This window comes from Victivallis sp. Marseille-Q1083, from assembly GCF_903645315.1.
Lineage (GTDB): Bacteria > Verrucomicrobiota > Lentisphaeria > Victivallales > Victivallaceae > UMGS1518.
The window spans coordinates 929,372-954,317 of the sequence record NZ_CAHJXL010000001.1 but is presented as its reverse complement, the minus strand read 5'-3'; the positions used below and the strand labels follow the sequence as shown (position 1 = coordinate 954,317).

The following is a 24,946-nucleotide window of genomic DNA, read 5'->3' as shown; positions in this document are numbered from 1 at the left end:
GTTCAGTTACTTGTTGACGCGGCAGTTCCACCAGTTGTCGTCATTCCAGGCCTGGAACTGCCCCTGCGTGACGGTTTCGACGTGGCCGTCGTAGAACGCGAGATTGAAGCCCTTGCCGCTCTTGTGGCGCATGCCGTCGAGGACATTCTGCTCATAGACCGGCGCATGCATCATCAATACGGTGTATTCATGGGCGAACGAACCGGCTACGTCGCCGGTGCCGCCGGGCTTGCCTTCGGCGAGCATGTTCAACGTGGAGGCGCCGGCTTTGGCGACCAGCGCGTCATTGATCGGCTGGTAATAGAAACCGCCGTCGTACCATTGGCCGCTGTTTTCGGTACTGTAGAGCATCGCCGGACTGTAGCCGGCATAGAAGTCATTGTCGATCCGGCCTTTGTCGTGCGGGCCGCTGCCCCAGTTCGGGCACCACAGCACGTCGCTGCCCTTGGAGACGTAACCGCCTTCCGCCAGGATGCCGGACCAGAATTCGGCGGCGTTCGGCGCCAGGCACGGCGTGTAGTAACTGTTGTTGTCGCCGGCGTACATGATTTCGGCCAGGCCGAGCTGTTTGAGGTTGTTGACGCACTTGATGGTCATGGCGGCGTCTTTGGCCTTGGTGAGCGCCGGCAGCAGCATGCTGGCCAGGATGGCGATGATGGCGATGACAACCAGCAGTTCGATAAGTGTGAATCTTCTCTTTTTCATTTTTTTACTCCTTGGAATAAAGTTTTGTTAGCCAGGGAAACAAACGAACTATTTTGCCGATACAAATTCAAAAAGCAATTCAGTGGCGCGTTGGTCCAGCCGGAATAGATGCTGTTGGCTCCCCCTTCGTAGCAGTCGCCGCCGCCGTAGGCGCGCTGTTCAAGATCGAACATGCCGCGCCAGCAGCCGTTGAGGCCGGGACAATCGGTATGGTCCTGAATTTCCAGCAGCAAAGCGACGGAACGGTCGAGAAACTGCTGATACTCCGGCGCCGGTTCGAGCGTCTGGAGCATCTGGAAGCCCAGCACCGCCCAGTTGAATGTGTAGATCAAATCGACCAGATGTTTGCCGACCGGCGCTTCCCGGCCGTTCTCGCTCGGCAGATTGCCGGTCGCTTCGACGACGTGGCCCAGCAGCATTCTGGCGGTGCGGCGGGCGAAATCCAGCGTATCGCAGCCGGCGGCGGCGCTCAGGGTTGCGCCGATCAGCGCGTAAGAGCATTCGCTGGTGTTCAGGCCGCCGTAGTCGCGTTCGAGGAAACGGTGGTAACTCTCGATCAAGTGCCGGTAATCGTCGCGCGGGTTCTGCAGCATTACCGCGGCCAGCGCCATGCAGGCCAGCGAACCGAAATGCGGTTTCTGCGGGAAGCCGTTCCACAACGGGACGAATTCCGCCCGGGCGAAATTGCCGAACCGGTCTTCGGCCAGAATCATTGCCCGGTAGAGTTCATGGGCGGTGACGGCGGCGCTTTCCTTCAGTTGGAATTTCTCATCCCATTCCGGCACCAGGTTGGCCAGCAGAATGGGGATCAACGTGCACCAGGAGTTGTCGTCGTACCAGACCGGCACGTTCCAACGGTCGTCCGACCAGCGCCAGGTGCCGTACGGGAAGGCCGGCGAATGGGTGTTGCGCGCCGCGGTCCGGCAGTAGAGAAACGTCAGCAGCTCCTCGGCGGTTTTCAGGCGTTCCGGATGATCGCCGAAAACGCCGTCGAGCGCGTAGGCCAGCGCCGTCTGGAAATTGCAGTCCGGGCGGCGGTGCTCGATGGCCAGATAATCGCCGAAATTGCGCCGGGCCGGAAATTCCTGCAGCGTCTTGCTGAGCGCCGTGTTGTTTCTGGTCAGCAGGATGCGTTCGGCGACACCCCAACTGCCGTCCGGCGGATCCATGATGCCGGAGCGTTCGAACCACCGGAAATTGGCCTCAAGCGCTGGTTGAATGGCTTCTGTTTTACTCATGCTTCACCTTGGTTGAAATGACTGAAACTTTTTTAATAGAGCGCGTTATTAAAATGCGAAAAAAAACTTTACAACGGCCGACTGCTGTCCCGCTCGATGAGGTACGGCTCGATCAGGCTGTTTTTAACACTTTTTCCTTCAATCAATTGCAATATCGTTTCCGCCGCCTTTTCCCCCAGCTCCAGGAATGGTTGGAAGATGGTGCTCAACGGCGTCGCCAGCATGTCGGTCAGCAACTGGCCGTCATAGCCGATCAGCAGGAAGTCCTTGCGCACTTCCAAACCGCGTTCGCGGGCGGCGGAGAGGAAACGGATGGCGTCGACGTCGCTCGGCATGAAGATGCCGGGACGCGCCGAACGAGGCAGCGAAAGCAGGTAGGTCAATACCGCCGCGGTATAATCGCGCTGCTCGAAGATCTTCAATTGCCGCCGCCGGCCGGCAGTGCTCAGCGCTTCGATGAAGCCGGCGCTGCGCGGTTCATCGGTCGGATCGCAGTAGATGAAGTGATCGCAATTCTTTTCCAGCAGGTGACGTGCCGCCAGCTCGCCTCCCCGGGCGTCGTCGATGCAGACGCTCGGTACCTCCGGGAAGTGGCCGAATGAATTGATCATCAGCATCTTGCCGCCTTGTTTCTGGAACTCCTCGATCAATTTGACAATTTGCGGATCGTAATAGAAATAGCGATAGGTGATCAGCCCGCAGCGATGTTCGCGCAGCGCTTTTTCGATGAATTTGCTGTAGGCGGAGTAGGCGTCGGTGACGCAGCGTTCCGGCGTGGCGCTCAAATCGAAGTGAAATTCGAGCGGAAAACCGCTGTTGGCGATTTTCCGGGACAGGCCGATGACCAGGTCGGCGATCAGCCGGTCGTTGATGTTCGGCAGGAAGACGCCGATGGTCGGCGTCTGGCCGCGGCTGAGGTATTCGGCATGCACATTGCGCTGAAATCCCATTTTGACGGCGGTTTCGCGGATGCGCTGCCGGGTATTTTCCGGAATTTGAACATTGGAATATTTTTTGTCGCTCAGAGCAAAGGACACCGTCGAACGGCTGACGCCGACGGCTTTGGCGATGTCTGACATGGTAACCATTTGAATTCCAATTTATTATTGTTCAATTGCCCGATTCGTGGAACTCTTAATAGAGCGCGTTATTAAAAGTATAGCAAAATTTTCTCAAAAAGGCAATAGGCAATCGAGAAAAAAACGGAAAAAATATTTAAATATTTTCCGCAACCGGAAGTCAGGTGAGAAATTCGGCCGGCCGCACCAGTTTTAATAATTGTCCGCCGCCGTCCGCCCGGATCCTGAGTTCCGCCAGCCCGCCGCGCGGCACCCACAGCGAAAACGCCTGCGAGCGCGGCAAACCGACCAGGTCGGCCAGCAGCGACATGATGACGCCGCCGTGGGAGAAGACGGCGACCGTTTCGGCAGACCCGGTTTGCAGTTCCGCCAGGAAGGCACGGGTACGGCGGATGAAATCACCGATCCTTTCGCCATTCGGAAACTGGAAAGCGGCATTGCCGAGATTCCAGGCCGCGAATTCGGCCGGACACGCCTGCCGCAGTTCGGCGAAGGGCCGCAGGCTCCAGTCGCCGAAATCCAGTTCATCGAGCCGGGTGTCGCTGACCGCGTCCGTCAGGAACGGCGCCCGGCGCCCGGCCAGGCACCGGGTATCGACCACCCGGCGCAGCGTGCCGGAATAGATGCGGTCAAAGCGGCGGGAAGCCAGGTAATTGCCCAGCGCCGCCGCTTCCTTTTCTCCCTCCGGACTGAGCGGCACATCCCGCCGGCCGGCGAAACAGTCGGCAAACGCTTCCGGCAGCGCGCCGTGCCGGATGAAGGTCAAATGTTTCAACGCCGCCAATTTTATCGCGTTCCATTCCGCAGCGCGCCGACCGCCTGTTCCAAGCCTTCCCGGATCGGGGTCGAAGCCGCCAGGCCTTCCGGCAGATTGCCGTGGTCGCAGGCCTGCAGGAATTGCGGGTCCAGCGGCAGGCTGGCCAGCAACGGCACTTGCGCCTGGCTGGCCAGCGCCGCGCCGCCGCCGCTGGAAAACAGTGCGTGGCGCGCCCCGCAGCCCGGACAGACGTAGCCGGCCATATTCTCGACGATGCCGGCGACCGGCACTTCCAGTTGCCGGCAGAAGTCGAGGCACTTCCGGCAGTCGGCCAGCGAAACTTCCTGCGGCGTGGTGACGACCAGCGCCTGTTTGTCGCCGGGAATCAGTTGGCAGGCGGAGAGGACCTCATCGCCGGTGCCGGGCGGAAAATCCAGCACCAGATAATCCAGTTCGCCGAAATTGCTCTCTTCCAACAACTCCTTGAGCACGCTCATCTTGGCCGGGCCGCGCCAGATGACCGCCTGATCGTTGTTTTCCAGCAGCAAGCCGAGCGAGACCAGTTGAATGCCGCCGGCTTCGGCCGGAATGACGCCGTCCGGACCGGCTTCCAGCCGCAGATGCTGCAGGTTGAACAGTGTCGGCTGGGAAGGCCCGTGAAAGTCGACGTCGAGCAGTCCGACTTTCAGTCCCTGCCGGGCCAGCGTCACCGCCAGTGCCGCGGCGACGGTGCTTTTGCCGACGCCGCCTTTGCCGGACATCACCAGCAGTTTGTGTTTGACCGCATCGAGCCGGCGGTTCAATTTCTCATTGCAATTGCTTCCCGAGGCGCAACTGCCGCAACTGCCGGAGCAGGCTTCACTCATGATCGTTTTCCTTTCGGTTTAATGATTGCCGCAGTGGCAATGGTGTTCGTGTTCGGCTTCGCCGTCATGATGGTGGTGTTGACAGCTGAAATTCGGGTCGGCCGCCAGCGTTCCGTTCAAATATGCCTCCAGTGCGGCGTCGACGTCGCCGCTGACGCCGCCGACCAGTTTGATGCCGGCTGCCGCCAGCATCTGTTGAGCGCCGGCGCCGATGCCGCCGCACAACAGCACGTTGACGCCGCGGTCGGCCAGAACGCCGGCCAGTGCGCTGTGGCCGCTGTCGCCGGTCGAAAGCAGTTGTTTTTGCACGACTTTGCCGTCGGCAACTTCATAAACCGCGAATGCCGGCGTATGGCCGAAGTGTTGAAAAACCTGGTTGTCCTGACAGGTGACTGCAATGATCATCGATTGATCCTCCATGATGGTTGTTGTACAGCAACAATGCCGGCAGCGTTGCTGCCGCCGGCAAGCGGCTGGCCGGTTGACTGCCGCTTGTTCGGCGATAACGATGGTTTGACCGAAAACCAGCGCCCGGGCGACCTTGCGGTGCGCCTGGTACAGGATGCGCTGCAAAGTTCCCCGGGAAATGCCCATCCGCTCCGCCGCGGTGCTCTGGTCGAAATTTTCCAGATCGACCAGGCGCAGCGTTTCCAGCTCTTCCAGTTGCAGTTCGACCGGGAGTGCCTCGGTTTCGGTCCGGAAGCAGCGGCAGGGAACTTCAAGACAAATTTGACGTTCTTTTCGGCAACGCGCCATCGTTAATTCCTACATTATGTGCATATGCACATAATATAACCGTCATCGGGTGATCTGTCAAGCTCAATGGAACATTTACCGGAAGCAATCGAAGGTGCTCGGCAGGATGTGGCGCCCTGCGTCAATCGGGTGCCGCATGCCGGCGGCCGCTTCTTTTCCCCGGAAGATGGTGATGCGGGCCGGTGCCGCCAACAGGATGAAATTGCCGGAACGGACAGTGAAGGCCAGTGTCGCTGCGGCGACCAGCCAGTTGTTTGAGGTAAGCGCCGGAAATACCGGCGCTTGCTGGAGTTAACTTCACCCGTTGGAGCCGGGCGACCAGCGGATTCGGCCCGCTGGACTGCGTCCGGGGACGCCCTGGAACGTTTGTCTTTTTTGAAAAGCTTGGACTCAATGTTCCCGCATCGCCCGGCGGGCGTCGAGATCATCCTGCCGTTCACGCAGCGTCTGGCGTTTATCTTCGTGCGTCTTGCCTTTGCAAAGGCCGAGCTCCACTTTGACCAACCCGCCTTTCAACAGGAATTTCAACGGCACGACGGTCAAGCCGCGCTCCCGCACCTGCTGCGACAGTTTCAAAATTTCCTTTTTATGCAGCAGCAGCCGCCGCTTCTGTTTCGGCGCATGGTTGAAACGGTTGCCGTGATCGTAAACGGCGATATGGACGTTTTCGAGGAACGCCTGTCCCCGTTCCAGCCGCACGAACGCATCCGCCAGGGCGATCGCCCTGGCCCGGCAGCTCTTGACTTCCGTACCGACCAGCTCCACGCCGGCCTCGCAACGCTCCAGCACCGAGTAATCATGCAACGCCTTGCGGTTGTCCGCCAGCACATTGCCATGCTCTTTCATTTTTTTATCTGCCATGAAAATACCTCAAATACCCGTTCCGGAGCCGTGACCACCAACCGGTCAGTCAAGTCATGAAACGTTTGGCCTTATTCAGAAATTCACTCTTCAGCGGATAATTTTTGTCCGCTTTCAGCGATGCCTCGAATTGTTCGAGCAACTGTTGCTGTTCCCGGTTCAATCCGGCCGGCACTTCGACGAAAATGCGGACGTGCATGTCGCCGCGCACCCCGCCGCGCAGCGCCGGCATTCCTTTGCCGCGCATCCGCAGAATCGTTCCGGTCTGGGTGCCGGCCGGCACTTTCATTTTGGCGACCCCGGAGACGGTTGGCACTTCGACGACGCCGCCAAGCGTCGCGACCGAATAGCTGACCGGCAGTTCGCAGATGACATCGTTGCCTTCGCGATGAAAAATTTCATGGGCCCGGACATGGATGACCACGTACAAATCGCCGTTACGGCCGCCACGCACGCCGCTTTCTCCTTCTCCGGCCACCCGCAGCCGGGAACCGGTGTCCACCCCCGGCGGAATATGGATCTGCAGGGTTTTTTCCACCCGCACCCGGCCTTCTCCGCGGCACTTCTTGCACGGTTTTTCGACGATCTGGCCGGTGCCCCGGCAGGTCGGGCAGGCCTGTCGGATGCTGAAGAAGCCCTGGGACATCGCAACCTGGCCGGAACCGCCGCATTTCGGGCAGGTTTTGCGGCCGGAACCCGGTTCGCAGCCGCTGCCGTTGCAGGCATCGCACCCGACCAGGCGCGGAATGACGATCTTGCGGTCGGCACCGTAAACGGCGTCTTCGAAATTGATTTCCATATCGTAGCGCAAATCGGCCCCGTCCACCGCGCCGTTCGGCGATTGCCGCCGCCGGCTGTGACCGCCGCCGCCGAAGAGGTCTTCGAAATTGAATCCACCACCTCCGCCGCCGAATACCTGGCTGAAGATATCGAATGGATCGGCGCCGGAATAACCGCCGCCCGGACCGTGGCCACCGCTGGAGGTGTACGCCTCGTGACCGAACTGATCGTACTGGGCACGTTTGCCGGCGTCGCTGAGCACTTCGTACGCCTGCGACACCTCTTTGAATTTTTCTTCCGCCGATTTATCGCCCGGATTTTTGTCCGGATGATATTTTACCGCCAGTTTGCGATAGGCTTTCTTGATTTCTTCCGGTGTCGCCGTCTTGGCGACCCCGAGAATTTCATAATAGTCTTTTGCCATAATAACCGATTTTCACCTCATTCCGCTGCGGGGCCGCTGCTGACCACCACGCGGGCCGGCCGCAGCAGCCGGTCGCCGATTTTATATCCGCAATTCCACTGTTTGATCACCGTGCCCTCCGGCATGTCGCTCGTTTCATTGGCGACCGCGTCATGGAGTTCCGGATCGAATTTCTGATCGACGGCATCGAATTTGATGATGCCGAGTTCATCGAGCGCTTTCTGATATTCGACGCCGATCATCGACAAGCCCTGCTGGATTGCCGCGATATTGTCACTGGTTTCCGCCGCCTTCACCGCCATGGCAAAGAGGTCGAACACCTGCAGAAACGGCGTCACCGTTTCCATGACACCCATCATTCTGGCGCCGGAGAGATCCTTGGCCATCCGCTTGCGGTAATTGCTGTAATCCGCCTGCAGGCGCAGAAATTTGTCCTGCAACTCCGCCAGTTCGGCAGTCAATTTCTCTTCGGCCGACTGTTTCTTCGCCTTCTTCTTTTCCGGTTCCGGCGCCGTTGGCGCTTCGGACTCTCCGGCGTCGGCCGGCCGGGGCTCCTCAGCCGGCAAATCGGCCGGCGTTTCGATATCTTTCGGATCGATGTTATCTTCAGCCATTTTCTTTTTTCTCCACATTTTTCTACCCTATGGATTAAAACACTCTTTCCATCCCGTGTCGCGGACACTATAATTTAACGTGAATCACCGATTTGTCAAATTTTTTCACTTTGGGCAACCCCGTCAACCGGAGGTTTGCCGGTCTTTCCGGAAATCCCGTCGCGACAACGGGAAAGGCGGACTCATAAAAAAATAAACGGCTTTTGCCGTTTTCCGGGTTTCATTCCGCACGATTTTCCCATTGACCGGCATTTCGATCGGTTTGTTCCCGGTAAACCGATCGAAATGCTGTAAAATTTTCGCCGGTTACAACCGATGCGCGGAAGCGCCGTCGCCGATATCGCAGATGATGGCTTCCGGATTGACGTTGAACTTCAGCCGGAATCCCTCCCGGATGCGCCGGCAGTAGGCCTCGGCGGCGTCCGCTTTCAGCAGATGAATGGTGATGCCGCCGAAGCCGCCGCCGCTCAATCTGGCGCCGATACAGCCGGGCAGCGACTGGGCCAGTTCGATCAGGTAGTCCAGTTCCGGCGTGCTGTTTTCGAAATTGTCGATCGAACTCTGGTGCGACTCGAACAGCAGCCGTCCGAAAGTGGCGATATCGTGGTGCTCCAGGGCCGCCACCCCCTGCATGACCCGCTCGCATTCGCCGACGACGTGCTTGGCGCGGCGGTATTCCATCAGCGTCAGCTCTTCCTTCGCGGCTTCCAACTGCGCCGTCGAAATATCGCGCAAAGTCGTCGCGCCGGGGTAGCGCCGCACCAGTTTGGCGGTGGCGGCTTCGCAATCCAGCCGCCGGGTGTTGTATTCCGAATCGACCAGGTTGTGTTTGACCATCGAGTTGATCACCGCCAGCACGTAACCGTGCGGCAGAGCGACGTTTTTAACCACTTCGACCGTCCGGAAATCGGACAGGATCAGGCTGTCGCGTTTGCCGAAAATCGAACTGAACTGGTCGAGCAGACCGCTTTTCAGTCCCATGTAATGATTTTCAACGCCCTGACCGACGCGCGCCCAGTCTGCCAGCGGCAGGTCGATGTTCCAGACTTCGCGGAAGGCGAATCCGGCGGCGATTTCCAGGGCGGCGGAACTGCTCATGCCGGCCGACAGCGGCACGCTGCTTAAAATGGCGCCGTCGAATGCGCCGATTTCAATGCCGCGCTTCCGCAATTCGACGATGACCCCTTTGATGTAGTTCGTCCAGTCGCGCGGTTTGGCGGTGTCGATGTCGTCGAGCTCGAACGACACCCGGCTGCCGTCACGGAAGTCGGCCATCCGGCACCGGCGCCCTTCGCAGGGCGCCAGGACGAATTCGGTATGCTGGCCGACGGCGCAGCTCAAGACGAACCCCTGGTTGTAATCGGTATGGTTGCCGAGGATCTCCAGCCGGCCGGGGGCGGCCGACCGCACCACCGGCTTCCGGCCGTACAGTTCGGTGAATTTCTCAACGATTTTGCTCATGTAAAAATACTCCTGTTTCCCAAAGTGAAATTTTCCGCCGGGCAATTCCGCCTCAGCGCAGGCCGACGGCCCGTCGAACCAGTTCCATCGTCTTGTCGGCCTCCTCGCGGGCGCGCGCCGCGCCTTTCCGCAGCACGGCATGGACAAAATCGAGATTGTTCAGCAGCTCTTCCCGGCGTTTCCGCATCGGCGCGAAATAATCCCACAGCACTTCGAACAGCGCCTGCTTGGCATGGCCGTAACCGTAGTTGCCGGCCCGGTACTTCGCCCGCATCTCCTCAAGCTGTTCCGGCGTCGCCATCAATTTGTACAGCGCCACCACATTGCAACTGTCCGGATCTTTGGGGTCCTCCAGGCCCTTGCAATCGGTGACGACGTTCATGATCGTCTTGCGGATGGCTTTTTCCTTGTCGAAGATCGGGATGATGTTGTTGTAGCTTTTGGACATTTTCTGGCCGTCGGTGCCGGGGACCACCGCCACCGATTCCTGGATGAATCCCTCCGGAATCGTGAAGATGTCGCCGTAAGTGTTGTTAAAGCGGACCGCCAGGTCGCGGGTGATTTCCAGATGCTGTTTCTGGTCGCGGCCGACCGGCACGATGTTGCTCTGGTAGATCAGAATGTCCGACGCCATCAGCACCGGATAGGAAAATAAGCCGTTGTTCGGAATGAAACCTTTCGCCACCTTGTCCTTGTAGCTGTGCGCCCGTTCCAGCAGGCCGACCGTCGTGATGTTGTTCAGTATCCAGGTCAATTCGGTCACCTGCGGCACATCGGATTGACGGAAAAAGACCGTCTTGTCCGGGTTCAGCCCGCAGGCGAGAAAATCGACGGCCAGCTCGATGGTGCGTTCGCGCAGCGCCGACGGTTCCGGCGAGGTGGTCAACGCGTGATAGTCGGCGATGAACAGGAACGCTTCGCCCTGTTGCTGCAGTTCCAGAGCCGGTTTCATCATACCGAAATAATTGCCGATATGAGGCGTTCCGGATGGCTGTACTCCTGATAGAACTCTCATTTTTCCATTCCGTCTTTCAACGTTTTATCGTTACAATACATATATAATTTGATAAGTTATCATTCCGGAGCGCAATTTTCAATCGTTCAAACCGTCGCAACGGCAGAAAAAGCCTTCCGGCGCCGGCCGGGACTGCGCCGGAGATTTGCTTTTTAGGGCTTCGGGCTGTATAATAAAAGATATGTGCATTCCGGTCGGATCGGATTCCTGGCTGGAATTGCCGCCGTTTTTCAGCCCGGTTCGGCCGGGGAGGCGGCGCATTTTTATCATGATGAGATGGAATGGAAAGGAAAAACCATTTGAAAGCTTTTTTTGTCTTTTCCGGACAGGGCGCCCAGGCCGTCGGCATGGGGCGCGATCTTTATGCCGAAAACAGTGCGGCCAGGGCGATTTTTGACGCCGCCGATCGGACGCTCGGTTATGCGCTGAGCGATATCTGTTTCAACGGGCCCGAGGAAAATCTGACCCAGACCAGGTATTGCCAGGTCGCCATCTATACGACCAGCTGCGCGGCGCTGGCGGCGTTCCGGACGGTTTTTCCGGCGGTGGAGCCGGTGGCTTGCGCCGGCCTCAGCCTCGGTGAATACGGCGCGCTCTACGCCGGCCAGGCTTTTTCGTTCGAAGCCGGCCTGCGGCTGCTGGCCAAACGGGCCGAATTGATGGATGCCGCCTGCCGCTCCACCGATGGCGGCATGGCGTCGGTGCTCGGCGGCGACGCCGAGGTCATCCGGGAAGTCTGCCAGGCGTGCGGGATCGACGTGGCCAATTACAACAGTCCCGGCCAGATCGTCATCAGCGGCGAGAAGAGCAAAGTGACCGCCGCGGTCAATGAACTCAAAGCGCGCGGCATGCGCAAGGTGATTCCGCTGAATGTGGCCGGCGCTTTTCACTCCCGGTTGATGGCTTCCGCCGGTGACGCCTTGAAACAGGTGCTGGCCGCGAGCGATATCCGGCTGCCGGAGGTGCCGGTTTACCAGAATTATACCGCCGCCCCGGCCGGCAGCGTCGAAGAGTTGAAGCACAATCTGGCCTGCCAGGTGGCCGGTTCCGTCCGCTGGGAAGAGTGTGTGCGCCGGATGATCGCCGCCGGCGGCGACACGATGATCGAATTCGGTCCGGGCTCGGTGCTGACCGGCCTCTTGCGGCGGACCGACGGCAATATCGGATATTTCAATGTCAACAGCATGGAAACGCTTCAAAGTATCACATTGTAAAACCAGGAAGGACAACGAAAGTGAGTTTGGAAAAACGTTTGGATGGCAAAGTCGCCATCGTCACCGGCGGTGCGCGCGGCATCGGCAAAGCGATTTGTGAACGATTGGCCGCCGAAGGCGCTTCGCTGGCGATCGTCGATATCATGCTTGAGGTGGCTCAGCAGACCGCCGATGAATTTGCCGCCGCCGGCGTGACCGCCAGGGCTTATGCGGCGAACGTCGCCAAGCTGGAAGATGCCGAAGCGACCGTCAAACGGGTGATGGATGATTTCGGCAAGGTCGACATTCTGGTCAACAATGCCGGCATCACCCGCGACAATCTGCTGATGCGGATGAGCGAAGCCGACTGGGATGCCGTACTGGCCGTCAATCTGAAAGGGACTTTCAATTTTACGAAGGCGGTCTGCCGCCCGATGATGAAGGCCCGTTCCGGCAAAATCGTCAGCATCGCCTCGGTGGTCGGCCGGATGGGCAATGCCGGACAGGCCAACTATTCCGCCTCCAAGGCCGGTGTCATCGGCCTGACCAAAACGGTGGCCAAGGAGTTTGCATCGCGCAACATCCAGGCCAACGCGGTGGCGCCGGGATATATCGTCACCGATATGACCGGCAAGCTGTCGGCCGAAGCGACCGAGGCGTTTTTGAAGGTGATTCCGATGCAGCGCGGCGGCAAGCCGGAAGACGTCGCCAATGTGGTCTATTTCCTCTGCTCGCCGGACTCCGATTATGTCACCGGACAGGTCGTCAACGTCGACGGCGGAATGTTGATGTAAGCGGCTTCGAAGGGTTGGGATGGCATTGTTTTTTTAGACAATATCGACAATTCCGTTTGAAATTTTGGAAAATTGGTACATTTTAATACGAGAAGTTGGCTTTTATCGAAAAGAAACTCAACTAGCAGTATAAACAAATATTAAGGGATGACAAAAATGTCTTCAGTTGCGGAAAAAGTTAAGAAAATCGTGGTTGATCAGTTGGGCGTTGCGGAAGATCAGGTTACCGAAGAAGCGAAATTCATCGAAGACCTGGGCGCGGACTCTCTCGACCTGGTCGAACTGGTGATGGCTTTCGAAGAGGAATTCGGTTCGGACATTCCGGATGAAGACGCCGAGAAGCTGACCACCGTCGGCAAGGCGATCAGCTATATCGAAAGCAAAGCTGAATAAGCTCCGGCGTCATTGGCGTACGGTATAGATTGGGATGGGTCTCGCCCGTCGTGGCGGTGACCCATTATTTGTTAATATCGAACAAAATTGCAAGGTTGATATATGAATGACAGACGCGTAGTGGTAACCGGCAGCGGGGCGCTGTCCTGCGTGGGCAACAGCGTCAAGGAACTCTGGGATTCACTGATCAACGGCCGCTGCGGCATCGACAAAGTGACCCGTTTCGACGCCAGCGAGTATCGAACGCAGATTGCCGGCGAAGTCAAGAATTTCGATGTTTCCAGATACGTGTCTGTCAAAGAGGCGAAGCGTCTGGATCTCTTCTGTCAATATGCCATTGCCGCCTGCGACGAAGCGATGGACGAGGCGGGGCTGCCGCACGATTTGGCCAACAGTCCGTTCGATTCCACCCGGGTCGGGGTGCTGGTATCCAGCGGCATCGGCGGGTTGGCGACGATCAGCGAGCAGGCGAAAGTCCTGTTCGAGCGTGGACCGAACAAAGTTTCGCCGTTTCTGATTCCGATGATGATCGGCGATCTGGCCAGCGGCAATATTTCGATGCGTTACGGCGCCCGCGGGCCGAATCTGGGACTGGTGACGGCCTGTGCGACCGGTTGCCATTCAATCGGCGAGGCGTTCTGGATGATCAAGCGCGACGATGCCGACGTGATGATCTGCGGCGGCGTGGAAGCTTCCATCGTGCCGCTCGGCTTCGCCGGTTTCTGTTCGTTGAAAGCGATGAGCCAGCGCAACGATGACCCGCAGCATGCCAGCCGGCCGTTCGACTTGGGCCGCGACGGTTTCGTCATGTCCGAAGGCGCCGGTGTGCTGGTGATTGAAGAACTGGAACACGCCAGGAAGCGCGGCGCCAATATTTTGGCGGAAATCGTCGGTTATGGCGCCACCGGAGACGCGCATCATGTGACTGCGCCGCATCCGGCCGGCGATGGAATGGCGCGGGCGATCAAAGTCGCCCTGGCGCATGCCGGCCTGCGGCCGGATGAGGTCGATTATATCAACGCGCACGGCACCAGCACCGAATTGAACGACAAATACGAAACCCTGTCGATCAAGGCGGGCCTGGGGGAAGCGGCGGCGAAGAAGGTGGCGGTCAGCAGCACCAAAGGGGCGACCGGCCATGCGCTCGGCGCCGCCGGCGGGGTGGAATCGATCGTCTGCATCAATGCCATTCGCAGCGGTATCGTGCCGCCGACGATCAATTATGAAACGCCGGATCCGGAGTGTGATCTGGATGTTACGCCGAATACCGCCAGAGAGCGCGAAGTCAATGTGGCGCTCAACATCAACCTCGGTTTCGGCGGCCACAATGGCGCGCTTGTTTTCAAGCGTTTTGCCTGATTGGGGCATAGAGATTTCGACATTGGGCACCGGGATTTCCGGTGCTCATTTTTTTTGCCTTTTTTTACAGTCCGATGAAATCGAGAGGCCGTAGTCGGGGGAAATGATATTTTGCTCCATTGGGATAAGGCGTGTTTTTGTCAATCGTTTTCGAACTCGGCGTAGCCGGGGGGCCGGAATTGACTCGTAAACTTGCCGGTTCCGGACAATATCCTACCTTACGGTCGTTCCGGCCTCTTCGGATGGAATTGCTCCGCGATGGGGAATATCAGCTTCGTTCCGGAGAGTGCCGGAGTACCGGGTTCCGACCGTTGGACTGTGCCGCGGGCCGGAATGCCCCGATTATGTCGAGCCGCTATTTTTTATAAACAAAAAAAACGACTGCCGGAAACTTTCCGGCAGTCGTCAGAAACCGATTGGGAACGATGGTATTATTTGTTGCCGAAGACGTCGCCGAAGGCTTCGCCCATCGCCACCATTTCATCGCCCGGCTTCAGAGCCGCGGTATACTCTTCGCCGGCCTGCTTCAACTCCTCTTCCGAGAAATGTTCGCTGGCGGCTTTGATGCTCAGGCCGATCCGGCGTTCGTCGTTGTCGACTTTGATGACCCGGGCTTCGACTTCGTCGCCGATGTTCAGGACATCTTTGACTTTGTCGACATGTTCTTTGCTGATCTGGGAAATGTGGATCAAGCCGTCGATCTTGTGCGACAGTTCGATAAAGGCGCCGAACGCGGTGATCTTCGTCACTTTGCCGGTGACCACGTCGCCGACCGCATACAATTTATCGATATTTTCCCACGGATCGGATTCGGTCTGCTTCAGGCCGAGGCTGATGCGCTGCTGTTCCGGATTGATATCCAGGATGACCGCGGCGACTTCATCGCCCGGCTTGAGAATTTCGCTCGGGTTATTGATCTTGCGCGTCCAGGACATGTCGGAAACGTGGATCATGCCGTCGATGTCGTTTTCGATTTCAACGAAAGCGCCATAGCTGGTCATGTTGCGGACTTTGCCGTGAATGCGGCTGCCGACCGGATATTTTTCCAACAACACTTCCCATGGATTGCGTTCTTTCTGGCGCAGGCCGAGGGAAATTTTCTTATTGTTCTTATCGATGTCCAGCACGACGGCTTCGACTTCTTCGCCGACGCTGACCACTTCACCGGCCTTGGTGATGCGTTTGGTCCATGACATTTCCGAAACGTGGATCAAACCTTCGACGCCATCTTCGATTTCGACGAATGCGCCGTACGGCATAATGTTGACGACCCGGCCCTTGACCCGGCTGCCGACCGGATATTTCTCTTCGACCGCTTCCCACGGATTCTGCGATTTCTGCTTGTAACCCAGCGAAACGCGCTCTTTGTTGTAATCGATGTCGAGGATGACCACTTCCACCGGCTGGCCGACTTCGAGCAGCTCGGACGGATGGCTGATGCGGCCCCAGGACATATCGGTGATATGCAGCAGGCCGTCGACACCGCCGAGGTCAATGAACGCGCCGAAATCGGTGATGTTCTTGACCACGCCGCTACGCAGTTGGCCGATTTCCATCTCTTTAAGCAGATTACTGCGGCGGTCGCGCAGCGATTCTTCCAGAAGCTCACGGCGGGAAACGACGATATTGCGGCGTTCGCTGTTGATCTTGAGAATCTTGACGTCGAACTCCTTGCCGATGAAATCATCCATGTTGCGGACCGGACCGATATCGATCTGGGAACCCGGCAGGAACGCTTCCACTCCGTCGATGTCGACGATGATACCGCCTTTGACGCGATGTTTCATCAGGCCTTTGACGACACTGCCTTCGCCGCATTCGTCGGTGATCCGGTTCCAGGCCTTGATGGCACAGGCTTTCGACAGACTGATGCCCGGCATGCTGTTCTCATTCTCGATTTCTTCGAGGAATACGTCGATCGTGTCGCCGACCTTGACGTCGTTCCATTTCGAGAATTCCCCGGCTGGCACAAAGCCTTCCGCTTTGTAGCCGATGTCCACCAGCGCGCCGTCGTTGCGTTTTTCGACGATCGTACCCGGAATGATGGAACCTTCGACGAAGTCGCTTTTGACGGTGCCTTGCAGCAGCTCGTCCATGGAGGGCATGTTGTCCAAATCAACGTACTTCGATTCGGCGGCCTGAGTTTTTGCTTCTGTTACCATGTTTTGTGTTGTTGGTTCTGTTTATTTATTGGGTTGAATGATTTTCTCCCGTTTAGACGGGAGGTTACGAAAATTCCAAAAATCCTTTAACTTGCTAAGTTAGTTGGCAATTGTGAAAATGCAAATCGATTTTTGCCGATTCGGTCTTTTTTATCGGCAAACTTTACGGAAATAATTGGCCGAAAGGTTTCGGCAACGGCTTTTTTCGTCTTGACGGCATGTCGCTGCCATGATATATTGTGCAATATTTGCAACATCGACAGCATTTCTGGAGGATTTTCATGCGAAAGCGCTTGCCTGTCATCGCCCTGACGATGGGAGATCCGGCCGGTATCGGGCCGGAGCTGGTGGTGAGGGCGGCTGCCGACCCGGTGTTTCGAGCGCTGGCGGAGTTGGTCATTTATGGACCGGAGGCGGTGATAGCCGAGGCGGCGGAGCGTTTCGCGCCCGGGTCGCGGCCGGTAGTGCGGCCGGTCGGCCGCCTGCAACCGGCCGAATTCCGCTGCGGCGTGGCGGCGGGCTGTTGCGGTCTGGCGGCTTATGAGACGATTACGGCGGCGACGCTGGACGCCTTGTCCGGTAAAGTCGATGCGCTGGTGACGGCGCCGGTCAACAAATATTCGGTCAATTTGGCCGGCATTCCGTTTACCGGGCATACCGAACGGATCGCCGAACTGTGCGGCGCGGCGGATTTTGCAATGATGCAGTCGGCCGGCAATTTACGGGTGGCGTTCGTCACTACCCATATTCCCCTGCGGGAGGTGGCTGGCCGGATCAGCCGCGAGCGGATTGTCAAGGTTGCCCGGTTGTTGAACGAGGTCGTCAAGGCCGAAGGCGTGACGGCGCCGAAACTGGCGGCGGCGGCGATCAATCCGCATGCCGGCGAAAACGGCTGCATGGGATTGGAGGATGAGCAGGTCGTCAAACCGGCGCTGCAGCAGCTCCGGGAGGAGGGCATCGCCGTCGACGGGCCTTTCCCGCCGGATACGCTGTTCATCGAAAAAATCCGTTCCGGGTATGACGGCATCGTCTCGATGTACCACGACCAGGGGCATATACCGTTTAAAATGCTGGCTTTCGAGTGCGGCGTCAATTCGACGCTGGGACTGCCGATCATCCGGACCAGCGTCGACCACGGGACCGCGTTTGAGATCGCCTGGCGCGGCATTGCCGATTCCGGCAGCCTTTCTGCCGCCATCCGGACTGCCGCCTTGCGGGCCGCTCATCGTCTCGAGGTGGGGAATTGAGCGAAGCCAGGCCCGGTTTTACCACTTGCGGTTTTTTGCCCGGAGCCTTGGTGTTCAGTCTGCATTTCGCCGCTTTGGCCGCTCTGGTCAATTTGACGACACCGCTGCCCGGTGTGCTGCCCGGTTTTTTCATCGGTCTGAGCGCTTCCCTCGGCTGGACGTTGTTCGGGTGGGTGCTGGGCCGCCGCTGCTGGAAGCCGGACCGGGATTATGGCCATCTGCTGTGGTACCTCGGCGTTTATCTGGCGCTCTGGCAGTTTTTTCTGGATTACATTGTGTTCGGTGAATACTCGTGGTCGCGTCACTGGCTGCCGCTGGCGACCGCCGGCCTGACGATGAGCAGCGGTTTGCTGGTCGGGCTGTGGGCGGCGGCGACAGCGGCCCGGCCGTCCGGCGGCCGGCTGGCGCGTTGGTTTGGCGCCGGCTATCTGGTGTCCGGCGTGGTGACGCTGGCTTTTGTCGAAGCGGCGCCGTGGTGGTGCGACCTGGTCGCGTTCAGTTATCTGGCCATCGGCCTGCTGAAAAGCTGCTGGGCGGCCTGGGGAGGGCGGCGCTGGCGGCGGGGCGGTATTTTGCTGTTGCTACTGACGGCGCTTTTGGGAATCGCTCCTTTGCTCTTCAGCAGTTTCCAGCAGGGCGGGCGTTGGCGTCAGCAGCGCAATCTGCTGCCGGAATTGCGCTTGAATGCCTATTGCAATTGGCGGCAGCTTGGTCTGGAAGAGGCGGTGCCGCCGACTGAAGTGGTCACCGGTTCGGCGCTGCCGGCTCTGCTGCTGCCGGAAGAGACGGTTTCCGATGTGTTGTTCATCGGGGCGCAGCACAACAACTGGCCGCTGATTTACGGCCGGCTGCCGGCGGTGAAACGATTGGACTGGATGCTCAACCCGGCGGAATGGTTGCTGAACCAGTTCGACGCTTTGACATTGCAGTCCGGAACCCGGCTGCATTATTGGCCGCGGCAGCCGGTCCGGCCGCCGCGGTGGCCGGCCGGTCCGTATCAATTGATCGTCTGGCTGGAGCATCCGGCCGGGTTGACGGCGAGCCTGGATTTGCTGGCGCGGCTGGCGCGGAGCTATCCGGAGGCGGTGCTGGTGCTGCCGGAAGCCTGGTTCGAGCTGGAGGCGTGGCAGCCGGCGCTGCTTGAGACCTATTCCTATACGATGCCGCTGCCGGGGCCGGATGCGCTGCGGGCGTTCAGCAAGCGGCCGTTGGAAACGGAGTTGGCGACGCTGGGAGCGCGGTTGAAGGAGCGGGCGCCGGAAGCGGATGAATATTTGCTGGGCTGCTTTGACATTCTGTACGCGATTTCGCCGCCGCGGCCGGTCGAACTGCTGCCGCGTTTCACTTTTCCGGCTTATCCGGTTTTGAAGCCGCTGCCGGAAATTTCCTGGTGGGTCGTTCAGTTGGCGCTGCTCTGGGCCGGTTATCTGGCGCTCCGGGTGGTGGCCGGCCGCCACGGCATGTGGCACGGCCGGTTCAATGAGTTCGAATGCGGTTTGTCGCTGTCGTTGTTGGCATTGGCGGTGCTGGTGCGTCTGACGGCGGCGGAGCTGCTGCCGGTGAGCGCCCTGCCGGCTGCGCTGTTCGGCCTGGGCGCCCTGGCGTTGCCGCGAAGGCGGACCAGAAGCTGGGTGAACCTGGGATTGCTGCTGCTGGCGTTGTGGTTGTTGTTTCAGCCCGGTTATCTGGTGCTGGCGATCATTCCGGGCGCTTTGGCCGTCGACGGCATCCGCCAGCGCCTGAGTGTGGCCAATGTGCCGCTGTTGCTGAGCGGCGCCTGGCTGGGGATATTGTTGACGATGGCGCTGCTGGTGGCCGGCGGCAGCTGGTATTGGTTGCCGGTCGGTTATCTGTTGATGCAGTTGCCGACCGCATTGCGGGCTTGATGGAGTCGGTAACGGAGGTGATTGAGACGATGTGGAAGTCGATTTTGGCAATTGGTCTGGCGGCGGCTGGCGGCGTGCTCCGGGCGGCAGAAGGGCCGGCAACGCCGGCGAAGCCGGAAACTGCGGCGGCGGTGATGGTCGATTCGATATTGGCGACGGTGAACGGCGATCCGATCACGTTGAGCGATGTATTGCCGGAGAGCCGCCGCGAGGAAGCGGTGGCGCATGCGGTCAGCCGGGGCGAGGAGCTGGAGGAGAAGATCCGGTCCATCCGGCAGCGGGTCGTCGACGATTTGATCGACCGGAAATTGATTCTGCTGGAATACGAGCGCAAACCGTTCAACATCCCGGATCAGTACATCGAGAATCTGCTCGATTCGATGGTGATGGAATCGGCCAGCGGCAACCGGAAGGAGTTCGAACGTCTGGTGCGCGCTTCCGGCATGACGATGGCCGAAGTGCGGGAAAATGCCAGGAAACAGTTGATTCTGAGCGGGATGATCGATTACTGTTATTACGTGCGGGTCAACCTGACCCCGCGCGAGCTCTATGAATATTATCAGGCCCATCCGGCGGAATTCAACCGGCCGGAGGAGCTGCACCTCTATTTGCTGCTGATCACCGCCCGGCATCCGGACCGGGAGGAGGCTTTGAAGCAGGTGGCCGCCGCGGCGGCGGCCGGCGAAGCGGATTTCATCGGCCTGGTCGCCCGTTGGTCGAACGGGCCGAACGCGGAAAACGGCGGCGATCTCGGCTGGATCGCCCAGGACAGTCTGCGGCCGGAATTCGCGGCGGCGCTCGGCGAGGCGCCGGCCTTGCAGCGCTGGTACGGGCCGGTCGACCTGGGCGGGGACGTCGCCTATTTGCGGGTGGAAGGTCGGCACGAAGCGAAGGAGGTGCCGTTTGAGCAGGCGATGGTGGAGCTGAAGCGGAAACTGGAAGAGGAGGCCCGCAGGAAAGCCTTCAGGGAATACACCGGGAAATTGCGTTCCGAAGCGATTATCGAGTATTATTTCTGAAAGCCCCGTCCAGACTGGTCCGCTTCCGTTTTCCGCCGCTATTCCAGTTTTTTGGCTTCCTGCCACCAGCATTCCATCTGGTCGATCGAAACCTGATCGAAAGCCAGTTGCCGTTCCTGTAATTTGGCTTCGATGAACTGGAAACGCCGTTTGAATTTGGCATTGGCCTGCCGCATGATGTCTTCGGCGTTGCGCCGGCGGAACCGGGCCAGGTTGACCGCTACGAACATCAGGTCGCCGAGCTCTTCGTCGATGTGCGCTTCGTCGCCGCTGCGGATGGCTTCCTTCAATTCGGCGAGCTCCTCGTCCAGCTTGTCGACGATGCCGGCGGTGTCGCTCCAGTCGAAGCCGCATTTCGCCGCCTTTTTCTGCAGCTTTTCCGCGGTAATCAGGGCAGATAGTTGCCGCGGAATATCGTCCATGACGGAGACGGGGCGTCGGTCGGCCGCTCCGCCTTTTTCCTGCGCTTTCACTTTCGCCCAGATTTCGGCGACGTCGTCGGCGGAATTCACCTTGACTGCACCGAAAACGTGCGGGTGGCGGCGCAGCATTTTGGCGATGATCGCCGCCATCACGTCCCGGTAGGTGAACTGGTGCTGTTCGGCCGCGACGACTGCCTGAAAGATCAGGTTCATCTGAACGTCGCCGAGCTCCTCGCAGATGTGCTGCGGATCGCCTTCGTCGATCGCGTCGAGCAGTTCGGCACATTCTTCGACCAGATAATGCTTCAGCGATTCGGCGGTCTGTTCCCGATCCCACGGGCAGCCGTCCGGGGCCCGGAGCTTTTCGAGGATTTGCTGTAACGATTCGGCAGTCGGCGGATAGTTCATCGTGTTTCTCCGGTCTGTTGCGGTTGTGCCGCCGTTTCGGCGGAAGCGGGGGCCTGCGGTTCTTCGGGCAATGGCTGGCAGGTGGTGTCGATCGCGGCGCTCAGTCGGCCGCCCCAGCCGATGACGCGGTCGAATTCCAGAATCAAATCGGCCGGTGCGCCGCCGACGGCCAGTTGCCGCCAGCGGACATGGACATTCAGCTGTTTCGGCGTTTCGCCGGCAGTCAGCGCCGTACAGGCGGGCAGGTTGTGCCGGGTCAAGCTCTGGCTGCAGCCGACGCCTTCCAGGCAGGTGCAGTCGAGCAGAAACGGCGCCGGCTCGACCGGCGTCAACGTGACGGTCAGTTCGTTGCCGGGATGCTGCAGCACCCAGTTGCCGCAACTGGAGCTGGCGATATTGCTGCCGTCCAGCAAAACCGGCCGGCCGAGCGGGAGCCGGTCACCCTGACCGCTACTGCAGAGGCCGTCGCCGCCAAGCGCATCGCAATGGAGTTGAAAGGTGTAGCCGAAAGTGTCGTCGTCATGCGGCGTCAACGACAGCTCCAGGCGGTGGCCGCAGCGGTGGCCGGTGGCGGCGCAACCGGCGAACAGCAGTGCCGTCAGCGCCAGGCCGGCCGATTTCAGGGCAGGAAAAAACATCAGATTACCTCTTTCGTTTGCGGCGGAGTTTCCCGGGGCGGGAAAAGTTCGGCCGGATCGTAATGTTGAAGCAGAACTTTCATCACTTCCCGTTCGCGCCGCCGCATCCGGCGGCGCGAAACCGGATCGAGATCGTCTTCGCCGGCCGAATGCAGCAGCCCGTGCACCAGGTACAGCAGCAGTTCGCGGCTGTACGAGGAATTGCGGCGCTTGGCGCCTTCGCGTTCCGCCGCATCGGCGCAGAGGATCAGTTCAATGCCGATGTCGCCCGGAAACAGCGATTCCGGCTCAGCCAGGTAACAGAAGGTGATGACGTCGGTGGTACCCTCGTGCCCGACGTAATCGCTGTTGGCGCGGCACATTTCGCGGTCGTCGACGAAGATCAGATTCAACGTCCACTCCCGGCCGGGGTCAATCGGCAGCCGGGCCAGCCGGGCCGCCAGCCGAGTTGCCGCTCGCAACAGCTTCCGGTTCGGGCGCGGCCGGTTTGGCAGGCGCCAGGAACAGGTCGTCTTCATCTTCTTTTTCCGGTCCTTTCGGGTAGGCAATTCGCCCGTGATACATCGTCGTCAGGGTGCGGATGAAACTTTCGCGCAATTTGGCCAGGTCGCCGACCGTGATGTCGGCATTGTTCAACTGGCCGTCGCGGATGCGCTTGCGGAAGATTTCATCGACCATCGCTTCGATCTTGGAGGCGGTCGGTTTCTCCAGGGAACGGCAGGCCGCTTCACAGGCGTCGGCCAGGCTGACGATCACCACTTCTTTTTCGTGGGCTAGCGGTCCCGGATAACGGTATTGACTTTCCAGCACCGGCGCGTCGTTGGTCTGCTCCTGCAGCGCCCGCTGGTAGAAAAATTGCATCAGGTCGGTGCCGTGGTGCTGTTCGATGGTGTCGCGGATCAGCCGGCAGAGCTTGTAACGGTGCGCCAGGTCCAGGCCGTCCTTGACATGGCCGCGGATGATCATGCTGCTCATCTGCGGGTGCAGGCCGACGTGCTGATTGGTCGTCTGGATGTTGTTTTCCGTGAAATATTCCGGCTTGTTCAGTTTGCCGATGTCGTGGTAGAGTGCCGCCGCCCGCGCCCGGATCGGATTGGCGCCCACCTCCTTGGCGGCCGCTTCGGCCAGCATCGCCACATTCTGGCTGTGATGGGAAGTTCCCGGCGCTTTGAGCTGCAGCTCCTTGAGCAGCGGATGATTGAAATCGCAGAGCACCATCAGCGACATGTTGGTGCTGACGTTGAACAGCAGTTCGAAGACGAAAATCAGCACCAGCGCCAGCACTGCGGTGATGACGCCGTTGTAAATCGCCAGGACCGCCGCCCACGGCAGCAGTTCGGCCTGCAGGAAGATGTGCTGCAGCAGATTGAAATCCAGCAGCCAGAACGAGAGCGCCGCGGCCAGCAGGGTCCGGACGAAGAAGGAACGGTAATTGGTGGCGCTGCGGACCAGGATGGCCGAAACCGAACAAACCACCATGCCTTCCAGCGCGACGTCGAAAGAATAGCCGAGCATCAGCGCGACGATGCTGGAGACGTAAAAGCCGACGTAAAGCGCCACCCGGTAGCCGAGCATGACCGCCAGCAGTACCGCCGGCAGGGCGATCGGCAGCGCTTCGATCAACAAACCGGGCGAGATGCCGATCGAGGCGCTGACGAAGAAAAACAGCTCCATGCTCAGATAATCGATGAACAGCGACAGGATGATGACGATGCCGACCAGGCTGAGTTTCCGGTTGCTCTTGACCACGTCCGGATGGATGTGATACATGTAGAGGCCGACGAACAGCACCAGCACCAGGCCCCAGATGGTGTTCTGGAAGAACTTCTGAACGGTATTGGTCTCTTTCAGCCGGGCCTGGTAGTCGTATTCGTAGGCTTTGATGCAGGCGAGGATTTCCGGGGTGACGGTCTGGTCTTTGATGACCAGCGGCTGGTTCTGCTTGATGCCGACCATCACCGGTTCGATCGCCTGCGAAGCCGCCTTCCGGCGGGCGGCAGTCAACTCCTGGTCCGGCTCCAGGTTGCCGGTGCCGACGATCCATTGCGACAACTGCAGCAGGTTTTGCCGGAAAAGGTTGCGGTCGCCGCCGGGGGAATAGTTGTTCAGAACGCTTTCAGTCAACAGGTCGGCCGCCTTGTCCGGCAGCAGCAGGTCTTCGATCGGTTTGGGCAGGCGGTCGCGTCCCTGGGCGTCGATGACCCGGACCCGCTGGCCGACTTTGTATTTCGCCTGTTCCGGCGGCGCGACGATACCCTGGCCGAGCAGGGAATCGAGTTCTTCGTAAAAAAGCTGCAGCAAATGCTGGTCCTGCAGCATCGCATACAGCGCGTTCAGCGTGTTGTCGTTCAGACCGGCGACCAGGTTGCCGGCGGCGCTGCCGTCCGACTGATAGGGCTGCTGGAGCTTCAACTGGCCGATCCGTTTGGTCACTTCCGAAAACAGATTGTCGGCGTTCTGCCGGATCAGGCTGTTCGCTTTGTCCGACATTTTGAAATAGACCGGTTCGCCCTCGGCCGCCTGTTTGCGCAGTTCGGTCGTTTTGGGGGTGTCCTCATAAGCGAAATCGAAATCGGCGAAGATGGTGCGCGGCGCCTGCTGGTTGACGATCAGCGGAAATTTGACCGGCCGCAGCGACGGCAGCGTCAGCAGCAGCGCACTGACCGCCCACAGTAGCACCAGCATGAAGATGCCCAGCACTTTGGAACTGTCCGCCGCCGTGATGAGCGCATTGTCGGTCTTGCGTTTGCGGGTGCCGATCTGGCCTTTCTGCTCCATCCGGTGCAGATGCACCTGACGCTTGATCCAGTTGATCAGAAAAGTGAACATGACAAACTCCGCATTCTAAAGTTCAAGATCATTCCTCCGG

The 24,946-nt window shown here is 59.3% G+C and carries 24 protein-coding genes; 8 read left to right on the top strand and 16 right to left on the bottom strand.

The genetic code is table 11. The features are described from left to right. Positions 1–6: 6 nt before the first annotated feature. The 6 genes from HWX74_RS03765 to HWX74_RS03740 form a co-directional block, all read right to left on the bottom strand. Entirely contained in the window at positions 7–705 is a 699-nt protein-coding gene (locus HWX74_RS03765; RefSeq protein ID WP_176012271.1) for a type II secretion system protein, read from the bottom strand. Then, positions 702–1,943 carry a hypothetical protein gene (locus HWX74_RS03760; RefSeq protein ID WP_176012270.1) on the bottom strand — a complete coding sequence of 414 codons (1,242 nt, stop codon included), beginning with the start codon at positions 1,941–1,943 and terminating at the stop codon, positions 702–704. The genes HWX74_RS03765 and HWX74_RS03760 overlap by 4 nt, the downstream gene beginning before the upstream one ends. A 68-nt stretch (positions 1,944–2,011) precedes the next feature. Further along, entirely contained in the window at positions 2,012–3,031 is a 1,020-nt protein-coding gene (locus HWX74_RS03755; protein WP_176012269.1) for a LacI family DNA-binding transcriptional regulator, read from the bottom strand. Between the two features lie 151 nt (positions 3,032–3,182). Next, the gene (locus HWX74_RS03750) at positions 3,183–3,806 is read right to left on the bottom strand and encodes a histidine phosphatase family protein (protein WP_176012268.1); all 624 of its coding nucleotides are present in this window, start codon (positions 3,804–3,806) and stop codon (positions 3,183–3,185) included. A gap of 2 nt (positions 3,807–3,808) precedes the next feature. After that, positions 3,809–4,645: an Mrp/NBP35 family ATP-binding protein gene (locus HWX74_RS03745; RefSeq protein WP_176012267.1), complete on the bottom strand. Its 837-nt coding sequence runs from the start codon at positions 4,643–4,645 to the stop codon at positions 3,809–3,811. A gap of 18 nt (positions 4,646–4,663) precedes the next feature. Further along, complete coding sequence (locus HWX74_RS03740; RefSeq protein ID WP_176012266.1) at positions 4,664–5,401, bottom strand: NifB/NifX family molybdenum-iron cluster-binding protein; 738 nt, start codon at positions 5,399–5,401, stop codon at positions 4,664–4,666. Between the two features lie 66 nt (positions 5,402–5,467). Here HWX74_RS03740 and HWX74_RS03735 point away from each other — a divergent pair, with 66 nt between their 5' ends. Further along, on the top strand, positions 5,468–5,659 hold the full coding sequence (locus HWX74_RS03735; RefSeq protein WP_176012265.1) for a hypothetical protein: 192 nt from the start codon (positions 5,468–5,470) through the stop codon (positions 5,657–5,659). A 132-nt stretch (positions 5,660–5,791) separates the two neighbouring features. Here HWX74_RS03735 and smpB read toward each other — a convergent pair whose 3' ends face one another. From smpB to trpS, 5 genes are all read right to left on the bottom strand, one after another. Next, positions 5,792–6,262: an SsrA-binding protein SmpB gene (gene smpB, locus HWX74_RS03730; protein ID WP_254872299.1), complete on the bottom strand. Its 471-nt coding sequence runs from the start codon at positions 6,260–6,262 to the stop codon at positions 5,792–5,794. Between the two features lie 49 nt (positions 6,263–6,311). Further along, a complete protein-coding gene (gene dnaJ / locus HWX74_RS03725) occupies positions 6,312–7,466 on the bottom strand; it encodes a molecular chaperone DnaJ (RefSeq protein ID WP_176012264.1) in 1,155 nt (384 codons plus the stop codon). A 17-nt stretch (positions 7,467–7,483) separates the two neighbouring features. Further along, positions 7,484–8,080, bottom strand: coding sequence for a nucleotide exchange factor GrpE (locus HWX74_RS03720; RefSeq protein WP_176012263.1), 597 nt, complete (start codon positions 8,078–8,080; stop codon positions 7,484–7,486). Between the two features lie 306 nt (positions 8,081–8,386). Continuing rightward, the gene (gene galK, locus HWX74_RS03715) at positions 8,387–9,541 is read right to left on the bottom strand and encodes a galactokinase (RefSeq protein WP_176012262.1); all 1,155 of its coding nucleotides are present in this window, start codon (positions 9,539–9,541) and stop codon (positions 8,387–8,389) included. A gap of 52 nt (positions 9,542–9,593) precedes the next feature. Beyond that, positions 9,594–10,556, bottom strand: coding sequence for a tryptophan--tRNA ligase (gene trpS, locus HWX74_RS03710; RefSeq protein WP_176012261.1), 963 nt, complete (start codon positions 10,554–10,556; stop codon positions 9,594–9,596). Positions 10,557–10,855: 299 nt separating this feature from the next. Between trpS and fabD the strand changes: the two genes are divergently transcribed. From fabD to fabF, 4 genes are all read left to right on the top strand, one after another. Beyond that, complete coding sequence (fabD, locus tag HWX74_RS03705; protein WP_176012260.1) at positions 10,856–11,770, top strand: ACP S-malonyltransferase; 915 nt, start codon at positions 10,856–10,858, stop codon at positions 11,768–11,770. Between the two features lie 26 nt (positions 11,771–11,796). Continuing rightward, complete coding sequence (gene fabG / locus HWX74_RS03700) at positions 11,797–12,543, top strand: 3-oxoacyl-[acyl-carrier-protein] reductase (protein WP_176014527.1); 747 nt, start codon at positions 11,797–11,799, stop codon at positions 12,541–12,543. A gap of 156 nt (positions 12,544–12,699) precedes the next feature. Then, positions 12,700–12,936, top strand: coding sequence for an acyl carrier protein (locus HWX74_RS03695; RefSeq protein ID WP_176012259.1), 237 nt, complete (start codon positions 12,700–12,702; stop codon positions 12,934–12,936). Positions 12,937–13,038: 102 nt separating this feature from the next. Beyond that, on the top strand, positions 13,039–14,295 hold the full coding sequence (gene fabF / locus HWX74_RS03690) for a beta-ketoacyl-ACP synthase II (protein WP_176012258.1): 1,257 nt from the start codon (positions 13,039–13,041) through the stop codon (positions 14,293–14,295). A 431-nt stretch (positions 14,296–14,726) separates the two neighbouring features. Here fabF and HWX74_RS03685 read toward each other — a convergent pair whose 3' ends face one another. Then, complete coding sequence (locus tag HWX74_RS03685) at positions 14,727–16,457, bottom strand: 30S ribosomal protein S1 (RefSeq protein ID WP_176012257.1); 1,731 nt, start codon at positions 16,455–16,457, stop codon at positions 14,727–14,729. 281 nt (positions 16,458–16,738) lie between these two features. Here HWX74_RS03685 and pdxA point away from each other — a divergent pair, with 281 nt between their 5' ends. From pdxA to HWX74_RS03670, 3 genes are read left to right on the top strand one after another with little or no spacing between them, the layout of a single operon-like run. Then, positions 16,739–17,704, top strand: coding sequence for a 4-hydroxythreonine-4-phosphate dehydrogenase PdxA (pdxA, locus tag HWX74_RS03680; protein WP_176012256.1), 966 nt, complete (start codon positions 16,739–16,741; stop codon positions 17,702–17,704). A gap of 50 nt (positions 17,705–17,754) precedes the next feature. Then, the gene (locus HWX74_RS03675) at positions 17,755–19,590 is read left to right on the top strand and encodes a hypothetical protein (protein ID WP_176012255.1); all 1,836 of its coding nucleotides are present in this window, start codon (positions 17,755–17,757) and stop codon (positions 19,588–19,590) included. A gap of 29 nt (positions 19,591–19,619) precedes the next feature. Continuing rightward, the gene (locus tag HWX74_RS03670) at positions 19,620–20,609 is read left to right on the top strand and encodes a SurA N-terminal domain-containing protein (protein WP_176012254.1); all 990 of its coding nucleotides are present in this window, start codon (positions 19,620–19,622) and stop codon (positions 20,607–20,609) included. A gap of 38 nt (positions 20,610–20,647) precedes the next feature. Here the strand turns inward: HWX74_RS03670 and mazG are convergent, their stop codons facing one another. Genes mazG through HWX74_RS03650 form a run of 4 tightly spaced genes read right to left on the bottom strand, consistent with a single transcriptional unit; the run spans position 20,648 to position 24,906 of the window. Next, on the bottom strand, positions 20,648–21,439 hold the full coding sequence (gene mazG / locus HWX74_RS03665) for a nucleoside triphosphate pyrophosphohydrolase (protein ID WP_176012253.1): 792 nt from the start codon (positions 21,437–21,439) through the stop codon (positions 20,648–20,650). Continuing rightward, entirely contained in the window at positions 21,436–22,077 is a 642-nt protein-coding gene (locus HWX74_RS03660) for a hypothetical protein (RefSeq protein ID WP_176012252.1), read from the bottom strand. The genes mazG and HWX74_RS03660 overlap by 4 nt, the downstream gene beginning before the upstream one ends. Further along, positions 22,077–22,538 carry an rRNA maturation RNase YbeY gene (ybeY, locus tag HWX74_RS03655; protein ID WP_176012251.1) on the bottom strand — a complete coding sequence of 154 codons (462 nt, stop codon included), beginning with the start codon at positions 22,536–22,538 and terminating at the stop codon, positions 22,077–22,079. Before ybeY ends, HWX74_RS03660 begins: the two co-directional genes overlap by 1 nt. Beyond that, a complete protein-coding gene (locus HWX74_RS03650; RefSeq protein WP_176012250.1) occupies positions 22,489–24,906 on the bottom strand; it encodes an HD family phosphohydrolase in 2,418 nt (805 codons plus the stop codon). Before HWX74_RS03650 ends, ybeY begins: the two co-directional genes overlap by 50 nt. Between the last annotated feature and the right edge of the window lie 40 nt (positions 24,907–24,946).